Genomic DNA, 16,422 nt, shown 5'->3' with positions numbered 1-16,422 from the left:
CCGCGTGATGCAAAGCATCATCGCGTCGCGACAACGCTGACGCGTTGCGCGGGCATCAGCACCGGGATGCCGGGACCACACGACTTCACGTCCGCAACAAGGTTGTTCCGTCCGCACGCTGCTTGCGTGCTGCAACCTGATGCGTCCACCGCGTCCCGCGCCCAACGTTCGTGACGATCGCGAAGCGCCCCTTGTACCGGGTGCGGGATGGCCATGGATAGCATGATTTCTGAAAAAAAGAAATAGAAATATTCGCCTTTCGTGCAGCCGCACGTCAGACCGGTTGAGCGCGCTCGCCCGCCATCTCTATCTCCACCTTGAGAACGCCGAAGGCGTCGGCAACGCGCGAACGTGCGATTGCGGTGGAGAACAGATCACGCGCGCAGCGCTACGGCGCCGACTGCATCCTGGTGGCCGAGGACGGACCCGTGACTGGCCAGGAAATGCTGGTCCGGCTGGTCGAGCGGATCATGCCTCGACGCCGAGGGCGCCCGGCTGTGTGGACGAGCTCGCGCGCTGCCAGATCGTCATGCAGCCCGGCCGACTCCCAGATCCGAGCCTATCGCAATGCCCGCGACGACCTTGCGCCGGTGACGCGATGGATCGAAGCTGCAACGCCGTCGCAGCTGCAGCGGCCATCGGTCCTGGCGGAGACGGTGGGCTGACGCGAATCGAATGGTCGCGGCATTCATAGCCGCGGCAAGCCTGCATGCGATCCGTCAGCTGGTATTCGCGCGCTTCCACTTCTCCAGATCGATATCGGGGCGATCGGGTGCGATCCGGTCCTTCTCGGGATTGCCCTGCCACGGCTTGTCGGTCTGCTTGTTGCTCGGCCAATCCGTGCGTTCCCTCGGATCGTCGTTCGGCGTTTCTCTGGGATCGTTCTTCGTCGTGTCCTTGACCATGCTCAGCTCCGTCGTCGAACGTTCTGGATCGAACGCGGGGGGCGCGGATGGCGTTCCGGGCTCGCGCTGAGATTGCTCGGCCCACCTCATACTTTTGGCTTGCCTTATCTTATGATGGTTGGTGGCCGACCGTCCGCTCGGCTTGGCGTGCAGCACCGGATCGAACGCCTTGCGAACGACGAAGTCTGCGAGTACCTGGCGAGTATCGACCATGATCGTCTCCATCTCCGTGATTTGCCGATGCAACGGCCACCGCCGGCAAAGGTTCTTATCCAACGGCGTACCCGCCGGTGCGGCGCGGCTTACGATGACCCGCCGATCGCGGTGGCGGGGCGGCCCGTCTTTTGCGCGCGGGAGGTGGTTCGCCGCAGCGGCGCGCGCGCCCGACGCGTCTTGAGCGCGTTGATGAACTGGATCACGGTCTGCAGCATCTGGCTCTTGCTGATCCGGTGCTTGTAGACCAGCCGGTGGCGGCTGCGCGTGATGAGGCGCGATGACGGCGCAACCGGCGCATCCGGCCTCAGCTGCGCCGCTATGCCGGTCGGCCCGACATCGATCCTGGTGATGCCGAGCGCGCGGCAGGACAGCCCGATGTCGGCGATGTCGAGAAGGTTCGAAACCTCCGGCGGCAGCGCCCCGAAGCGAAGCTCGATTTCATCCTCGATCTCGCCGAGCTCGGCCGGGCTCTCCGCCCTCGCCAGCCTGGTGTAGATGTCGAGCCGCGTCGCCTCGTCCTGCACATAGCTTGCGGGCAGCAGCGCTGGCACTTCGATGCGCAGCTCCGGCATCCACATGTCGGAAGCACGCCGCGGGCGGCCCTGCAGCGCCCGCGCCAGCAGGTCATGGTAGAGCGCAGGCCCGAACACGTGGACGTGGCCTGCTTGCTGTTCCGATAACAGATTGCCGGCCCCGCGCAGGTCGAGGTCGCGTGCGCTGATCTGAAATCCGGCTCCCGGTCGGCTCAGCTCCTGAAGCGCGGCAATTCGCTTCTGCGCCTCTTCACCGGGCGCATCGGTGAGCAGATAGGCAAAGGCGCGCGTGCTCCCGCGTCCGACCCGGCCGCGCAGTTGGTGCAGTTGCGCCAGTCCGAAGCGCTCGGGTGCGCAGATCAGGATCGTATTGGCGCGCGGAATGTCCAGGCCGTTCTCGACGATGTCGGTGGCGAGAAGTACGTCGGCCTCACCGCCGACGAACCGCATCATGCGATCGTCGATGTCCTGCGCCGGCATCCGGCCGTGGACGACGACAACGCGCAACTCGGGTACGCTACAATGCAGCCGTTCCTGCATGGGACCGAGATCCCTGATGCGCGGGCAGATCACAAAGCTCTGGCCGTGTCGCCGCTGTTCGCGCCGCAGCGCCATCGTCAGCGTCGAATCGAGCAGGGGCGAGACCTTGGTCACGATGGGCAGCCGCTGCACCGGCGGGGTGGCGATGACGCTGAAGTCGCGCAGGCCCACCATGGCGGCGGCCATGGTGCGGGGGATCGGCGTAGCGCTCATTGTCAAGGTGTGGACGCCGGCACGCAGCGCCGACAGCTTGTCCTTGTCGGCCGCACCGAAATGCTGCTCCTCGTCGATGATGACGAGTCCAAGGTCCGCGAAGGCGATATCCTTTCCGGCCAGAGCGTGGGTGCCGATCACGATTTGCAGCGAGCCGTCGCGCAGCTGTTGTTTCACGGATCGCGCTTCGGCGGCGGCAGTCAGGCGCGACAGATGGCCGACCGCGATCCCGAACGGGGCGAAGCGCTTTTGGAATGTCAGCACGTGCTGGCGGGCGAGCACCGTGGTCGGAACGACGAGCGCGACCTGTTTGCCGGCGAATACGGTCGCCGCCGCGGCGCGCAACGCCACTTCCGTCTTGCCGAAGCCGACATCGCCGCAGACGACGCGATCCATCGGACGGCCGGCGGCGAGGTCGTTCAGCACATCCTCGATCGCCGCGGCCTGATCGGGCGTTGCGAAATAGGGAAAGCGGGCGACGAAGCGCTCGTAGTCGGCGGTCGGAGGCACGAGCCGCGGTGCCTTCGTTTGTCGCCGTGCCTGGATCGCCTGGGACAGCGTCTGCGCTGTCCGGTCGACCTCGCGTTCGGCTTCCAGGCAGCGCGCGGCCCATGAGTGCCCATCGGCGTCGTCAAGCCGGATCCCGCTTGCATCGCTCGCATAAGGCCAGATCAGCGCAAGCTCGCCAACGGGCACCAGGACGGCTTCATCAACGGCGAAGGCAAGGCGTACCATCTCGCGTTCGCTGAGGTCGGGCGCCGACAGCCGCTCGAGACCTTGCAGCACCGCAAGTCCGCGCTGCAGGTGAACGACCGCGCTTCCGAGCGCCGGCCGGGTTGCGGCGTCGGCGGCGGTCGGGTTCTGCCGCGCCATCGGCTGCAGGTGATGCGCCCTGCTGCCGAGCACATCGGCTGCGGCGACGACCAGCAGTGGCCGCGTGCGTCCGGTTCTGAACCCGGTATCGAGGTCGGCCAGCAGCGATGTGACCTTGCCTGCAGGGGGACGCGAGGCGCCGGCCCAGTCTGCACGACGTAGCGTCTTGAGCCCGGCGAGACGCTCCATCCGCTGCAGGTCCTGCTCGATGGCGGCGGCGAACAGCAGACGAGCGCCGCTCCGCTTGGCCGCGGCGATGAAGCGGCGCAGCGCCGTGCGCGCCGATGTCTCGCGCGAGAAATTGGGGATCGATTCGAGCGTCGATGATTCCGGTAACACCGCCAGACCACGCATGACCTCCTGCCATTCGCGTCGGCCGATAAAGGTCGCTTCTCGGCTGCGCGCATCGCCGCTCTCCTCGATTGCGGCGAGCCGCGCCGCCGCGCGCACCGGCACCTCGGCATCGGCAATGATCCTGACGCCATCCAGATAGGTGAAGATGCCAGCGCCGGTCGTGCCATTTCCAAGCAGGTTGCGCTCCGACATCGGATCGAGCACCAGCGCATCGAGGCTGGCGAGGTCGGTCTGATGCACCGGATCGAAGGTGTGGATGGCACGGATCAAGCCGTCGTCATGGTCGATCCGCACCGGACCCAAGGCGCCGGCGGGAAACAGCTCGATGGTCTGGCCGTGACATAACACACCGCCGGGATAATCGGCCGGCTCGTCGAGCTCATAGCCCGCCTCTGTGAGAAACCGCCGGAGCTCATCGACATCGATCGGCTGGCCGACCGCAAGCCGCAGGCAGGCCTTGGACCAGGCCTGCGGCTGCGGCACACGCGGCAGCACGGCATCAACCGTGGCTATCAGAAGCGGCGGGGCGGCTCGCGCTGCGAGCCGCCGCAAGACGCTCGCGCGGCGGCCCGTGGTCTCCCGCGACGGCTCGACCTCGTCGACGAGCAACGCGTCGAAGCACGGCAGCACCAACACATCGCAGCTCGGGTCAAACGCGTGCAGGATCGCGCCAAGGCGCTCGGCGCGCACTTCGTCCTTTGCGAGAAATACGAGCCCTCGGGCGCCGGATTTTCCCAACGCCCTCAGCAAATGAAGCGCGATCAGTCCGGTCGGCGCGGCGGATGACAGTGCCTGGCGCCGTTGAGCGGATGGCGCGCGCTTGCCGGCTCTTCCGGCCTTTCTTGAACTTGGCGCGCGTGCAGGCTTGCCCATCTGGAAGGAAAACACCGCGGTTGCAGCGGAGTTCCCGCTGTGAGAGTCGACTACTACAAGTCTTGACCGCCAGGCGCAAATACAACCGGCAGCAAGCCCGCCGCAGAGAGCATGCCCCCCGCTGCTCGATAGGAACCGGCCTTCGGCTTGCACTTGGTTCGTATGGACGTCACGCAAGCCGACGGCGGTCGGTCAAGCGCCGCGCGCAAGAGATGCTCTCCTGATCGGGCGCATCGAGACGAATACGCCGGCAATGCAGGCCGAGTAGCGCGTAGGCGCTCCGCGCCTCCCGCTCGCGCTCAGCCGCATAGGCAGCATTTCCGGCGAAGCCGAACTGCCTCGCATCGATCGCTCGCTGGGACACCGTTCGTCAATTGAATGATCGTCAGATGCCGAAAAGTTCGGAGCTGGCCGTCGATCGCCAGGATCTCGTCATCCGGGTGCGTAACGACGGGCACAGCCGGCAAGTCGATCGGTCCGCCGGCTGCGAGCACTGCGGCCGTTCCCCTGGCGGGCAAAACGCTCGACGATGTTAGTCCGCTGGATGACCCATTTGCCTGCACGGTGACGAGCCGCGCGCCGACCAGGATCGTGGGCCGATTTACCTATGTTGATGCAGGTTGTTAGCCGGACTGTAAGTTCCGAGCAGGTTGAGGTCGCAACGTGGTCATGTTTGGATGGAAATCGAAACTCAGAAGAAGCGGCGCCGTCGCTTCAAACAGGCGACTCCCCTCGGAGAGCGTCTCCTAAAGTCAGCACGTGAAGCACGTGATGCGGCAAAGCAGTTGCCGCCAGGCGCCGATCAGGCGCGTCTCTTGAGGCGGGCACGAGAGGCGGAAGCCATTGCGCAACTCGAGGAGTTCTTGCGAGGGCCGACCCGATACCCACCGCGACGCTGATGAGTCCAGCGTCTCGGGCCGTGCCCCTGTGAGGTCGCGGCCATGCCGGTGGGCGGTTCGTCGCCGACGTGTCGCGATCTTGAGACGGATTCTCGGGGCCGTCTGATCGCGATGGGCTTATGTTACGAGTTGACGAGCGTTTGATCGACGATTCTGAGCCAATGCCCATCTTCGCTTCCCTTTGCGGAGCCGTTCAAGCAAATGTTGGCGCTGGCGTTCATCGGGCTGATAGCCGCTTCGTCTTCGGACTGCCGTCGCCTGTGGTGCCGGCCCGGCAGGAGCGCTGAGATCGCGTCCTCGCGCAAGGAAAGCACAAGGAAAGGATCACCGCCCCTTCAAGAGTTCGGCAACCCCTTTCGTGAAGGCGCGGATGTCGAGCGGCTTTTCCCAGAGCGGGACGTCGGCGAACTCAGGTCGGATCGATGTCTTGTCATAACCAGTGGTGAAGATGAAGAAGATGTCCCGCTCGCGCAGCGCGCGGGCGAAAGGAAAGATCATCTCGCTCCTGAGATTGATGTCGAGCAGCGCAGCGTCGATCGGCCGGCCCAATTGCAGAGCCTTCTGGGCTTCGACAACCTCCGAGACGGGGCCGATCACGTCGGCGCCAAGGCGCCTGAATTCATCGGCGAGGTCATCGGCAAGGAAATATTCGTCCTCGACGATGAGGATGCGTTTTCCCGCCAGTGGATTCGTCGGCGCAATGGGTGTGCCTTGCCCCATGAGGCTCTCCTGTCGTCGGCACGCGCTCAATAGGAACATCCGCCGGGTCCAGACCTTATGCAAAACGGCTTAGGAACCCGTGGGTTCCGAAAGCCGACATGGAAGGATCCTGATTGTGCCCAACCGCGACATCATCGTCATCGGTGGCTCCTCAGGGGCGACTGTGCCCCTGAAAGACATTCTCGGGCGCTTGCCCGTCGATGTGCCGTCGGCGGTGTTTGTCGTGCTGCACGTCCCGGCACGAGGGAACGGTGTTCTCTCGACCGTCGCCCGCGCCACCGGCAAGCTGCCCGTCACGCAGGCTGCGAACGACTTGCCGATCCAGAATGGCACCGTCTATCTGGCTACGCCGGATCATTACTTGCTGATTGCAGACGGTCACCTGATGCTCGGCCACGGTCCGCGTGAGGACCTGGTCCGTCCGGCCATCGATCCGCTATTTCGCTCTGCGGCACTGCATTACGGACCTCGCGTCATCGGCGTGGCCCTCAGCAGACTTTTATCAGATGGTGCGGCGGGCCTCAACGCAATTAAGCGATGTGGCGGGGTGGCCGTGGTGCAGCATCCGTCGGATGCGGTTGCCGACGAGATGCCGCGGCACGCCATGGAGGCGAGTTCCATCGATTTCTGTCTGCCCGGTAGCGGATGTACGCGGCGCGGGGCGATCGAATATCGAGGATATGCCGATTTGATCGGGCAGATGGCGCTGCAGTTGCTCGATCCACTTCGACGGCCAGGGTGATGCAACATGGCGAGCGCTGCATCTTGTCCTGCCGAGTGGCAGGTGAACCGCGATATCCGCAGCGAAGAAGACCAGCTCCGCAAGAGCGAAGCCGATATCGCCTCAGGCTGGACACGCTTGCACAAACAGGAGGGCTTGGTCTTGCAATTGAAGGCGTCCGGCCGGGGTTACGCGGAAGCCGTGCGGTTGGCCGCCTTGCTGCGGGACAATCTGGCGGAATGGGAGCGGCACCGCGCCATGATCGAGCAGAGGATCGCCTATCTCAAACGACGACGCGCGGCCGGATCAACTTAGGCTTCAACTATCGGGCGGAGCCAGCTTCAGGAATTGCAGGCCCGACTCCGACCGGGCAAAGGCGCAGTTGCGGCCATTGGCGAAATTCCTGCGTCGACCGGTTGCGACGTCTGGAGTGCGGAACCGTTATTCCGCTTGCATATTGATCGAGCTGATTTTCACCTCTGTCCGACTGAGGCACGATTAGTATATACCGCAAGATATGACGAATAGTGGTCAATCTCAGTCGGTGGAACCGCCCAGAGGGCGGCGGCCGCTGATCGTCGGGGTCGGCGCCTCGCCGAGCAACACCGGCAGCCTGGAGCGGTTCCTGTCGAAGTTGGCGCTCGGCAATGATCTCGCGGTCGTGCTCGTGCTGCAGCATCGCGAAGCGCTGGATGAGGAATGGCTGCGCGCCGTGCTGCGGCCGTTCACGAGCGTCACCCTGAAAAACCTGGCGGATGGAGCCGAGATCGAGGGGCAGACGATCTATCTTTGTCCCCCCAACATGATCGCGACCGTGCATGGCGACCGGTTCGGCGTACGTCCGGCCGAACAGGCGCCGGGTGAGCGGGCAACCATCGACAGCTTCCTGGTGTCCCTCGCCGAGGGGCGGGCCGAACAGTCGATCGGGGTCATCCTGTCCGGCACCGGCGGAGAAGGCACGCTCGGCGTTGCCACGCTGAAGAACCATGGCGGGCTTGCCATCGCCGAGCACGTCGCCGGAGACGAGAGCGACGGGTCGATGGACGGCAGCACGCCTGCGGCCATTGCGGATTTCGTGCTCCCGGCCGAGGACATTCCCGATCACATCACGGTCTATGCCCGCCATCTGCGGCGTCTGGAAGAGCGGCAAGGCTTTGACGAAGTGCTTGCGGCCGCCGCCAGCTCGATCAACCGCATCGTCGATATCCTGCGCAACAAGACCGGCAATGACTTCCACGGCTACAAGCAGAACACCTTCCTGCGCCGGGTGCAGCGCCGCATGCAGGTGGTTCAGATCGACGAGATCTCGGCCTATGTCGATTTCCTGCGCAACGACCAGGACGAGGTCCAGCATCTCTTCAACGATCTTCTGATCGGGGTCACCGAGTTCTTCCGCGACCAGCGGGAGTTCGACGTGCTCGAGCAGCAGGTCATTCCGCAAATCTTCGACGGCAAGCAGGCCGGCCAGCAGGTCCGTGTCTGGGTGCTCGGCTGCGCCACTGGCGAGGAGGCCTATTCGATCGCGATCCTGCTGTGCGAACATCTTGCGAAGCTTCATTCGCCGCCTTCGGTGCAGATCTTCGCAACCGACATCGACAGCCGGGCACTCGCCACCGCCCGGGTCGGCCGCTACCGCACCGACATCGAAGCCAACGTCTCGCCGGAACGGCTGGCGCGCTGGTTCGTGCGCGAGGGCGACACCTATTGCGTGGTCAAAGAGTTGCGGGAGATGTGCATCTTCTCCCAGCACAACGTCATCAAGGATGCGCCGTTCTCCAAGCTTGACCTGGTCTCGTGCCGCAATCTGCTGATCTATCTGGATGCCGAATTGCAGAACCTGGTGATTCCACTGTTTCATTTCGCGCTGCTGCCTGAGCGCTTTCTGTTTCTCGGCAGTTCGGAGAACGTGACGCGGCATCCGAAGCTGTTTGCTCCGGTCGACCGCCGCGCCCGGATCTTCAAGAAGCTCGATAACGGCACGCGGCTGCCGCCGGAATTCCCTATCACCACGACGGCCGCGCGGACTTCGGTCGAGCTGCCGCCGGCCCGGAGCTTCGGCTCCGATGTCGGGCTCGAACGCAAGGCGCACCGCATCGCCGAGCGCTACGCGCCGGCCTATGTGATCACCGACGATAGTTTTCACATCCTGCATTTCTCCGGCCGCACCGGGCGCTTCATCGAGCCGACCGCCGGCGCCGCCACGCTGGATCTGCTCGGCCTCGTGCATCGCGACCTTCGGCTGGAGTTGCGAACCGCCTTGAGCCGCGCGCGGGACACCAACGAACCGTCGCACACCGATCAGGTGCTGCTCGGGGTAAACGGCCACACGGTCGGGGTCGACATCACGGTCGAGCCGATCGACGCGCCGGAAGGGCAGCGCAGCTTCATCGTGCTGTTCAAGGACGGCGCGCTGCGGCCGTCCTCGGCGTCGTCCGGAAGCGCGAATTCGCTGGTGCGCAGCGAGCATGTCGAGCGCATCGAAAGCGAGCTGCGCGCCACGCGCGAGCGGTTGCATGCGACGATCGAGGAGCTGGAGAGCTCCAACGAGGAGCTCAAATCCTCCAATGAGGAATATCAGTCGCTGAACGAAGAGCTGCAATCGGCGAATGAGGAGCTCGAGACCTCGCGCGAGGAGCTCACCACGGTCAATGGCGAGCTTGCGCACCGGGTCCAGGAGCTGACGCGTGCGACCAGCGACCTGAAGAACTTCCTGGAGAGCACGCAGATCGCGACCGTGTTTCTCGACAACGACATGCGGGTGATGAATTTCACCCCGGCGATCACGCAGGTGCTGCATCTGGTGGAGACGGACGTCGGCCGTCCGATTGCCCACATCAAGGCGAGGATTCCGATCGAGGACCTCTACGACGATATCCGTCGGGTGCTGCGGACGCTGGCCAGCGCCGAGCGCGAACTGACCGCGCCGGACAGCGGCAAGCGCTATATCGTGCGCATGCTGCCCTATCGCTCCATCGACAATTTCATCGCCGGCGTCGTAATCACCTTCATCGACGTCACCGCGATCACGCGAGCGGAAGAACGTCAGCGGCTGCTGCTCGCCGAGCTGCAGCATCGCGTGCGGAACACGTTGGGCGTGGTGCGCTCGATCGCGCGGCGTTCCGCGCAGACGAGCTCGACGGTCGAAGAATATTCCGCCCATCTCGATGGCCGGCTGGGCGCCTTGGCGCGCACCCAGGCGGCCGTGACGCGCGATCCCGAGGTGGGCGTCGATCTGGAATATCTGCTCGCCGACGAACTGATGGCTTATAATGCGCGCGAAGGCGAACAGGTGCGCATCTCCGGCCCGACGATAAGGTTGCAGCCGAAAGCGGCTGAGACGCTGTCGCTGGCGATTCACGAGCTGGCAACAAATGCGGTCAAGTACGGCGCCCTCAGCCAACCTGCCGGACGCGTCGAGATCAGCTGGCGCATCGACGAGGGCGTCACCCCGCCGGAACTGAATTTCGATTGGCGCGAGAAGGGAGGTCCACCGGTGAAGTCGCCGAAGCGGAAGGGTTTTGGAACGGAGATCCTGGAGCGGACGCTGGGCTTTGAGTTCAAGGGCAAAAGCGCGTTGATGTTCAGCCCGACCGGCGTGCATTTCTCGATCACGTTGCCGCTGAGCCGGGTCATCGTCCAAAAGCCCGGCCCTGACCAGGTGACATGAGCACGGCGCGCACGAGCGACCGGACGGCGGATGTCGTCATCCGTCGCCTGAGTGCATTCCGCAAGATTTCGCCGGAGACGGCGGCCATGCTCGACGATGCCATTCGCGGCCGCATCATCACGGCGATGGCCGGACAGGAGCTGGTCTGCGAGGGCGATCCGGCGGACCGGATTCGAATGATGCTCTCGGGCTGGGCTGCCCGCTACAAATCGCTCGAAGACGGGCGGCGACAGATTGTCAACCTGGCGCTGCCTGGTGATACCTGTGACGCGCAAATCTATTTGCTGGAGTGGATGGACCATTCGATCTCCGCGCTGACATCGGTGGTCTATGCGGAGATCGAGCGCGAGCGTTTCGAGTCTCTGGTCGCCGCTGACCGCGTGCTCGGCGAGGCCTTCTGGTGCGAGACGCTGTCCGACGCGGCGATCCAGCGCGAGTGGACGCTCAATCTCGGTCGCCGCGACGCATTCGAGCGGGTCGCGCATATCCTGTGCGAGGTGATCGAGCGGCTGCGGCCGGTCGGGCTATTGGATGGCGACAGTTGCGCATTTCCGATCACGCAGACCGACCTTGCCGACGCGACCGGGCTATCGGTGGTTCATGTCAACCGGACGCTGCAGGAATTGCGCTCGTCCGGCCTGATCGTGCTGCGGGAGCGGACGCTGACGGTCCACGATCTCGACGCGCTCAAGGACGCGGCCTTGTTCAACCCGGACTATCTGCACTATCGTGTGCCGGGTTGATGAGTCTTGCCGGGTAAAACTAGCCGGCGAGGACGGGATCAGAAGCCGCAGCATCGGCACTCGCAAGCCGCCGTTTCCACTCCTCCAGCTCCTGTCGCAAGGTCTCGACGAGGTCGAGCGCGACCGGGGAGGGGCTGCGCTGCGGCGGGAACACGGCGGCGAATTCGAAATCGATCTGCGGCAGGAAGCGTCGCGCGACGACGCCGCGGCCGTCGAACTCGCGCGCCGTGAACGGATCGCAGATGCCGACGCCGAGGCCGGACGACACCATTCCGCACATGATCTCGGATAACGTCGTCTCGACCCGCAGGACGCGGTGAACATCGACGCGATTGAAGACCTGATCGACCAGGTGCCTGCTGCTCGAGCCGGCCGATAGTGACACGAACGTTTCGCCCTCGAAGTCGCGCGGCTCGAGCGTCGTCTTCGCCGCCAGCCGATGTCCCGCCGGCAACACGGCGACGCGCGGCAATGCGGGAAGGCGGATGCTCGTCAAACCTGCATGCGCGATCGGCACTTCGGCGAAGCCGATATCGCATTGATGGTTCAGCACCCAATCGACCACGATCGGTGAGATCACGCCGAAGAACGAAAGATTGAGATTGGGGCGCTGGCTCAGGAACGTGCCGGCGAGCCGCGGCAGATAGCCGTTGGCAAGCGCCGGCAGGGCCGCAACGCGGAGCGTGCCGGTGCGGCGGCTGCGGATCTCCTCGGCGGCTGCGGTGATGCGGTCGAGCCCGACGAAGGATCGCTCGACCTCCATGTAGAGCGCGGTCGCCGCCGCGGTCGCCACCAGCCCGCTGCCGCGCCGCTCGAACAGCTCCATCTTCAGCAGCGCCTGGAAGTCGCGCAGCAGCCGGCTGACCGCGGGCTGTGTCACCGCCATCAGCTTCGCAGCCTCGGTCACGCTGCCGGTCAGCATCATCGCCCGGAAGGCTTCGACCTGCCGCGGGTTGATCCGGGCCATCAGGTGTCTCCATAATATTTCGGCATGAGAAGGGTGCCATTATTCATTGGACGACGGAAGAGTGCGCTGCGATCTTTTTGGTCAGATCGAGAGGTCGCCCGTTTTTTGTGCGGTGCCGTGACGTGAAGAACGCAGAACCGGCGGGATCTTTCATCGAGTGGTCTTTTGATACCGGCGAATGAGCGCCAATAGGGGAGATCTGTCCGTATGAAGCCCTTCAGCCTTCTGACAGCGGTGAGCCTTGCCGTCTTGGCCACTGCCACTCCGGGCCTTGCCCAGCAGAAGACGCTCTATGTCGCCGGCTATGGCGGCTCATTCGAGAAGACGATCCGTGACGAGGTGATTCCGCCGTTCGAGCAGGCCAATGGCGTGAAGGTCGAATACGTCGCCGGCAATTCCACCGACACGCTTGCCAAGCTGCAGGCGCAGAAGGGCAACCAGCAGATCGACGTCGCCATCCTCGACGACGGCCCGATGTACCAGGCGATCCAGCTCGGCTTCTGCGACAAGATCGTGGGCGTCCCCAGCGCCGAGCTCTACGACGTCGCGCATTTCAAGGACGATCGCGCCGTCGCGATCGGGCTCGTTGCCACTGGCCTGATGTACAACACCAAGGTGTTCGCCGAGAAGGGCTGGGCACCGCCGACCTCCTGGAACGACCTGAAGGATCCGAAATACAAGCAGCAGCTCGTCATTCCGCCGATCAACAACACCTACGGCCTTTATGCGCTGTTGATGCTGGCGAAGATGAACGGCGGCAGCGAGTCGAACGTCGAGGCAGGTTTCAAGATCTTCAAGACCGAGATCAATCCGAACGTGCTCGCCTATGAGCCGTCGCCGGGCAAGATGACCGAGCTGTTCCAGTCCGGGCAGGCGGTGCTTGCGGTGTGGGGCTCAGGCCGCGTGCAGAGTTTTGCCAATACCGGCTTCCCGGTCGACTTCGTCTATCCGAAGGAGGGCGCGGTGATGCTGCTCACCACGGCCTGTCCGATTGCCAAGCCCAACGTCTCGCCGCTGGCCTCCGCCTTCATCAAGCAGCTGCTCGACCCGAAGATCCAACTCGTGATGCTGAAGGAATACGGTTACGGCCCGGTGGTGAAATCGGTCGTGGTACCGCCCGGCGTCGGCACGATGGCTCCGATCGGCGAACGTGCCACCAAGGTCTATGCACCCGATTGGACCATCGTGAACGACAAGCGCGAGGAATGGACCAAGCGCTGGAATCGCGAGGTCGAGCGGTAAGTAGTGGCTGGTTGCAACTCTCTCGCCAGCGGCGGTCTGCTCCCTCCCCCCTTGCGGGGGAGGGTTGGGGTGGGGGGTCCCCAACGGCAGTGTTCCTGAAGACCCCCACCCCCACCCCCTCAGAGCGAGCTCTGCTCGTCTCGGCCCCGCAAGGGGGAGGGGAGTACACTGTGCGCTCGGCGACAGTGCTCATTTCCCACTCGGATATTCTTCATGTCCTTCCTCTCACTTGACCGCGTCGGCAAATCCTTCGGTCCGAACACGGCCGTCGAAGAGTTCAGCCTCGCGGTGAGCAAGGGCGAGTTCGTCTCGTTCTTGGGTCCGTCCGGCTGCGGCAAGACCACGACCTTGCAGATGATCGCGGGCTTCCTCGATCCATCGCATGGCACGATCCACCTTGAAGGCAAGGACCTCGTTGCAATTCCGCCGGCCAAGCGCGGGCTTGGCATCGTGTTCCAGAGCTACGCGCTGTTTCCCCACATGACGGCGGCCGAGAACGTCGCGTTCGGGCTTGAGATGCGCAAGGTCGCGCGCAAGGAGCGCGAGGAGCGGGTGCGCGCCGCGCTCGCGCTTGTCGGCTTGGCCGGTTACGAGGACCGTCATCCGCGGCGGATGTCGGGCGGCCAGCAGCAGCGCGTCGCGCTGGCGCGGGCGCTGGTGATCCGTCCGAGCGTGCTTCTCCTGGATGAGCCGCTGTCCAATCTCGATGCGCGACTGCGCGAGGACATGCAGATCGAGCTGCGCCAGATCCAGCGCAATCTCGGCACCACCACCATTCTCGTCACCCACGACCAGATCGAGGCGATGTCGCTGTCCGATCGCATCGTGGTCATGAGCAAAGGCCGGATCGAGCAGATCGGCACGCCGCAAGAGGTCTATGAACGCCCGGCGTCGGCCTTCGTCGCGCAGTTTCTCGGCAAGACCAATGAGTTCGCCGCGAGCATCGATCGCTCCGGCTCCACCGCCAAACTGGTTGCGGGCTCCTGGAGCACGCCGGCACCGGCTGGCCTGTCGGGCGTCGTCACCGTCAGCATCCGGCCTGAAAGGATCGGTTTCGGCGCGAGCGGATTGTCGGGCCGGATTCAGAGCCGCATCTTCCAGGGCAATCATTGGCTATTCCAGTGCGAGACCGAATGCGGCCCCGCGATCGTGATCCGCCAGAACGACGGCGAGCCGCAGCCCGCGCAGGGAGAGGCGGTGCATCTCACCTGGCGCACCGACGACATGAGCCTTCGCCCGACGCGAGGCGGTGCATGAGCGCGGCCCTCACCACAGCCCCTGCGGCAGAGCCGAGCGAGACGCGCACCGCCTTGGCGCTGGCCGTGCCGGCCTTGATGCTGTTCGTCGGCGTCGTCGTGATCCCGCTCGCAATGACGGTGATGCTCTCGTTCCACGACTGGGGACAGTATAAGGGCATCGAGCCGGTCTTCGTCCTGAAGAACTGGCAGGAGATCGCCAGCGATCCTTACTACGCCGAGATGTTCTGGCGTACCTTCCGCGTCGCCGTGCTCGCCACGCTGATCACCGCCGTGTTCGGCGTGCCCGAGGCCTACATCCTGCATCGCATGAGCGGGCGCTGGAAGGGCATCTTCCTGCTGGTCATCTTAGGGCCACTCCTGATCTCAGTGGTGGCGCGAACGCTGGGATGGGCGTTGCTGTTCGGCGGCAACAACGGCCTCGCCAACAAGCTCCTGATGTCGCTCGGCCTGATCAGTTCTCCGGTGCGTTTCATGTTCACCGAGACCGGCATGGTGGTGGCGCTGGCGCACGCGATGATGCCGTTCATGGTGCTCGCGGTCTGGACCGCGCTGCAGCGCCTTGATCCGCAGATCGAGAATGCGGCGGCCTCGCTCGGCGCGGGCTCGCTGACCGTGATCCGCCGCATCGTGTTGCCGCAGATCATGCCCGGCGTGCTCTCCGGCGCGATCATCGTATTCTCGCTTTGCGCGAGCGCCTTCGCCACGCCGGCGATCATCGGTGGCCGCCGGCTGAAGGTCGCGGCGACGCTCGCCTATGACGAGTTCCTCAACACGTTGAATTGGCCGCTCGGTGCGGCGGTCGCCGTGCTCCTGCTCGTCGCGCTGGTGCTGATCGTCGTCGGCAGCAATGCGCTGATCGAACGGCGCTATCAGGAGATGTTCCGATGAAAGGGAACGGACCGATCGCGCTCACCTTCCACGCGCTGTTCGTCGTCTTCATGCTGGCGCCGATCGTGGTGGTGTGCTGGGTGGCCTTCACGCCCGAGGGCTTCCTGTCGATTCCGACCACCAGTTTCTCGCTGCGCTGGTTCAAAGCGATCGCGGCCTATCCGGAATTCGTGCATGCCTTCGGCACGAGTCTGTGGCTCGGCGCGCTCTCGTCCTGCGTGAGCTTGCTGTTCGCGGTGCCGGCGGCGCTCGCCATCAGCCGCTATCGCTTCCGCGGCCGCGAGGCGCTGTCGGCGCTGTTCCTGTCGCCGCTGATGATTCCGCATGTCGTGCTCGGCATCGCCTTCCTGCGTTTCTTCACCTCGGCCGGCATCGGCGGCACGTTCATCGCCTTGCTGATCGCGCATATCGTCGTCGTGTTTCCGTTCGCGCTGCGCCTGACCCTGGCGGCCGCGAGCGGGATGGATCGCAGGATCGAGATGGCGGCGGTTTCGCTCGGCGCCGACGGCTGGACCATGTTCCGGCGCGTGATCCTGCCGTCGATCCTGCCGGGCTTGGTCAGCGGCTGGATGCTCGCCTTCATCCAGTCGTTCGACGATCTAACCATGACCGTGTTCCTGGCGGCGCCCGGCGCCGAGACGCTGCCGGTGCGCATGTTCCTCTACATCCAGGACAACATCGATCCGCTGGTGACGTCGGTCTCGGCCAGCGTCATCGCCATCACCATGACCATCCTGATCCTGCTCGATCGCTTTTACGGGCTCGACCGCGTGCTCACCGCCAAAGGCAGCGACGCGGGACGATAGGAG

General features: G+C 64.5%; 13 protein-coding genes and 1 pseudogene. 10 read left to right on the top strand and 4 right to left on the bottom strand.

The features are described from left to right. Positions 1–362: 362 nt before the first annotated feature. Positions 363–665, top strand: a complete 303-nt coding sequence (locus QX071_RS29840) for a hypothetical protein (protein ID WP_315705581.1) — start codon at positions 363–365, stop codon at positions 663–665. 54 nt (positions 666–719) lie between these two features. Here the strand turns inward: QX071_RS29840 and QX071_RS34155 are convergent, their stop codons facing one another. Further along, positions 720–1,130, bottom strand: a complete 411-nt coding sequence (locus tag QX071_RS34155) for a hypothetical protein (RefSeq protein WP_409977829.1) — start codon at positions 1,128–1,130, stop codon at positions 720–722. A gap of 77 nt (positions 1,131–1,207) precedes the next feature. Continuing rightward, positions 1,208–4,507 (bottom strand): TRCF domain-containing protein, encoded by a 3,300-nt coding sequence (locus tag QX071_RS29830; RefSeq protein WP_409998288.1) that lies wholly within the window; start codon positions 4,505–4,507, stop codon positions 1,208–1,210. A gap of 677 nt (positions 4,508–5,184) precedes the next feature. Between QX071_RS29830 and QX071_RS29825 the strand changes: the two genes are divergently transcribed. Further along, the gene (locus tag QX071_RS29825; protein ID WP_315705583.1) at positions 5,185–5,406 is read left to right on the top strand and encodes a hypothetical protein; all 222 of its coding nucleotides are present in this window, start codon (positions 5,185–5,187) and stop codon (positions 5,404–5,406) included. A gap of 324 nt (positions 5,407–5,730) precedes the next feature. Here the strand turns inward: QX071_RS29825 and QX071_RS29820 are convergent, their stop codons facing one another. Continuing rightward, the gene (locus QX071_RS29820) at positions 5,731–6,126 is read right to left on the bottom strand and encodes a response regulator (protein WP_315705584.1); all 396 of its coding nucleotides are present in this window, start codon (positions 6,124–6,126) and stop codon (positions 5,731–5,733) included. Positions 6,127–6,241: 115 nt separating this feature from the next. Between QX071_RS29820 and QX071_RS29815 the strand changes: the two are divergent. From QX071_RS29815 to QX071_RS29800, 4 genes and pseudogenes are all read left to right on the top strand, one after another. Next, a pseudogene (locus tag QX071_RS29815) lies at positions 6,242–6,769 on the top strand (chemotaxis protein CheB); the annotation flags it as partial. 141 nt (positions 6,770–6,910) lie between these two features. Further along, the gene (locus QX071_RS29810) at positions 6,911–7,162 is read left to right on the top strand and encodes a hypothetical protein (protein WP_315705585.1); all 252 of its coding nucleotides are present in this window, start codon (positions 6,911–6,913) and stop codon (positions 7,160–7,162) included. Between the two features lie 202 nt (positions 7,163–7,364). Next, positions 7,365–10,514: a CheR family methyltransferase gene (locus tag QX071_RS29805; RefSeq protein ID WP_315705586.1), complete on the top strand. Its 3,150-nt coding sequence runs from the start codon at positions 7,365–7,367 to the stop codon at positions 10,512–10,514. After that, complete coding sequence (locus tag QX071_RS29800) at positions 10,511–11,257, top strand: Crp/Fnr family transcriptional regulator (RefSeq protein WP_315705587.1); 747 nt, start codon at positions 10,511–10,513, stop codon at positions 11,255–11,257. Before QX071_RS29805 ends, QX071_RS29800 begins: the two co-directional genes overlap by 4 nt. A gap of 19 nt (positions 11,258–11,276) precedes the next feature. Here the strand turns inward: QX071_RS29800 and QX071_RS29795 are convergent, their stop codons facing one another. Next, the gene (locus QX071_RS29795) at positions 11,277–12,224 is read right to left on the bottom strand and encodes a LysR substrate-binding domain-containing protein (RefSeq protein ID WP_315705588.1); all 948 of its coding nucleotides are present in this window, start codon (positions 12,222–12,224) and stop codon (positions 11,277–11,279) included. Positions 12,225–12,431: 207 nt separating this feature from the next. Between QX071_RS29795 and QX071_RS29790 the strand changes: the two genes are divergently transcribed. The 4 genes from QX071_RS29790 (at position 12,432) to QX071_RS29775 (ending at position 16,419) form a co-directional block, all read left to right on the top strand. Next, positions 12,432–13,466 (top strand): ABC transporter substrate-binding protein, encoded by a 1,035-nt coding sequence (locus tag QX071_RS29790; protein ID WP_315705589.1) that lies wholly within the window; start codon positions 12,432–12,434, stop codon positions 13,464–13,466. Positions 13,467–13,679: 213 nt separating this feature from the next. After that, positions 13,680–14,723: an ABC transporter ATP-binding protein gene (locus QX071_RS29785; protein ID WP_315705590.1), complete on the top strand. Its 1,044-nt coding sequence runs from the start codon at positions 13,680–13,682 to the stop codon at positions 14,721–14,723. Then, entirely contained in the window at positions 14,720–15,613 is an 894-nt protein-coding gene (locus tag QX071_RS29780) for an ABC transporter permease (RefSeq protein WP_315705591.1), read from the top strand. Before QX071_RS29785 ends, QX071_RS29780 begins: the two co-directional genes overlap by 4 nt. Then, positions 15,610–16,419, top strand: coding sequence for an ABC transporter permease (locus tag QX071_RS29775; protein WP_315705592.1), 810 nt, complete (start codon positions 15,610–15,612; stop codon positions 16,417–16,419). The genes QX071_RS29780 and QX071_RS29775 overlap by 4 nt, the downstream gene beginning before the upstream one ends. The last annotated feature ends 3 nt before the right edge of the window (positions 16,420–16,422 follow it).

The organism is Bradyrhizobium sp. SZCCHNS1022 (assembly GCF_032484835.1).
Taxonomy (GTDB): Bacteria; Pseudomonadota; Alphaproteobacteria; order Rhizobiales; family Xanthobacteraceae; genus Bradyrhizobium.
Note: the sequence above shows the minus strand (reverse complement) of the source record. Positions and strands in the feature narration are given on the sequence as shown.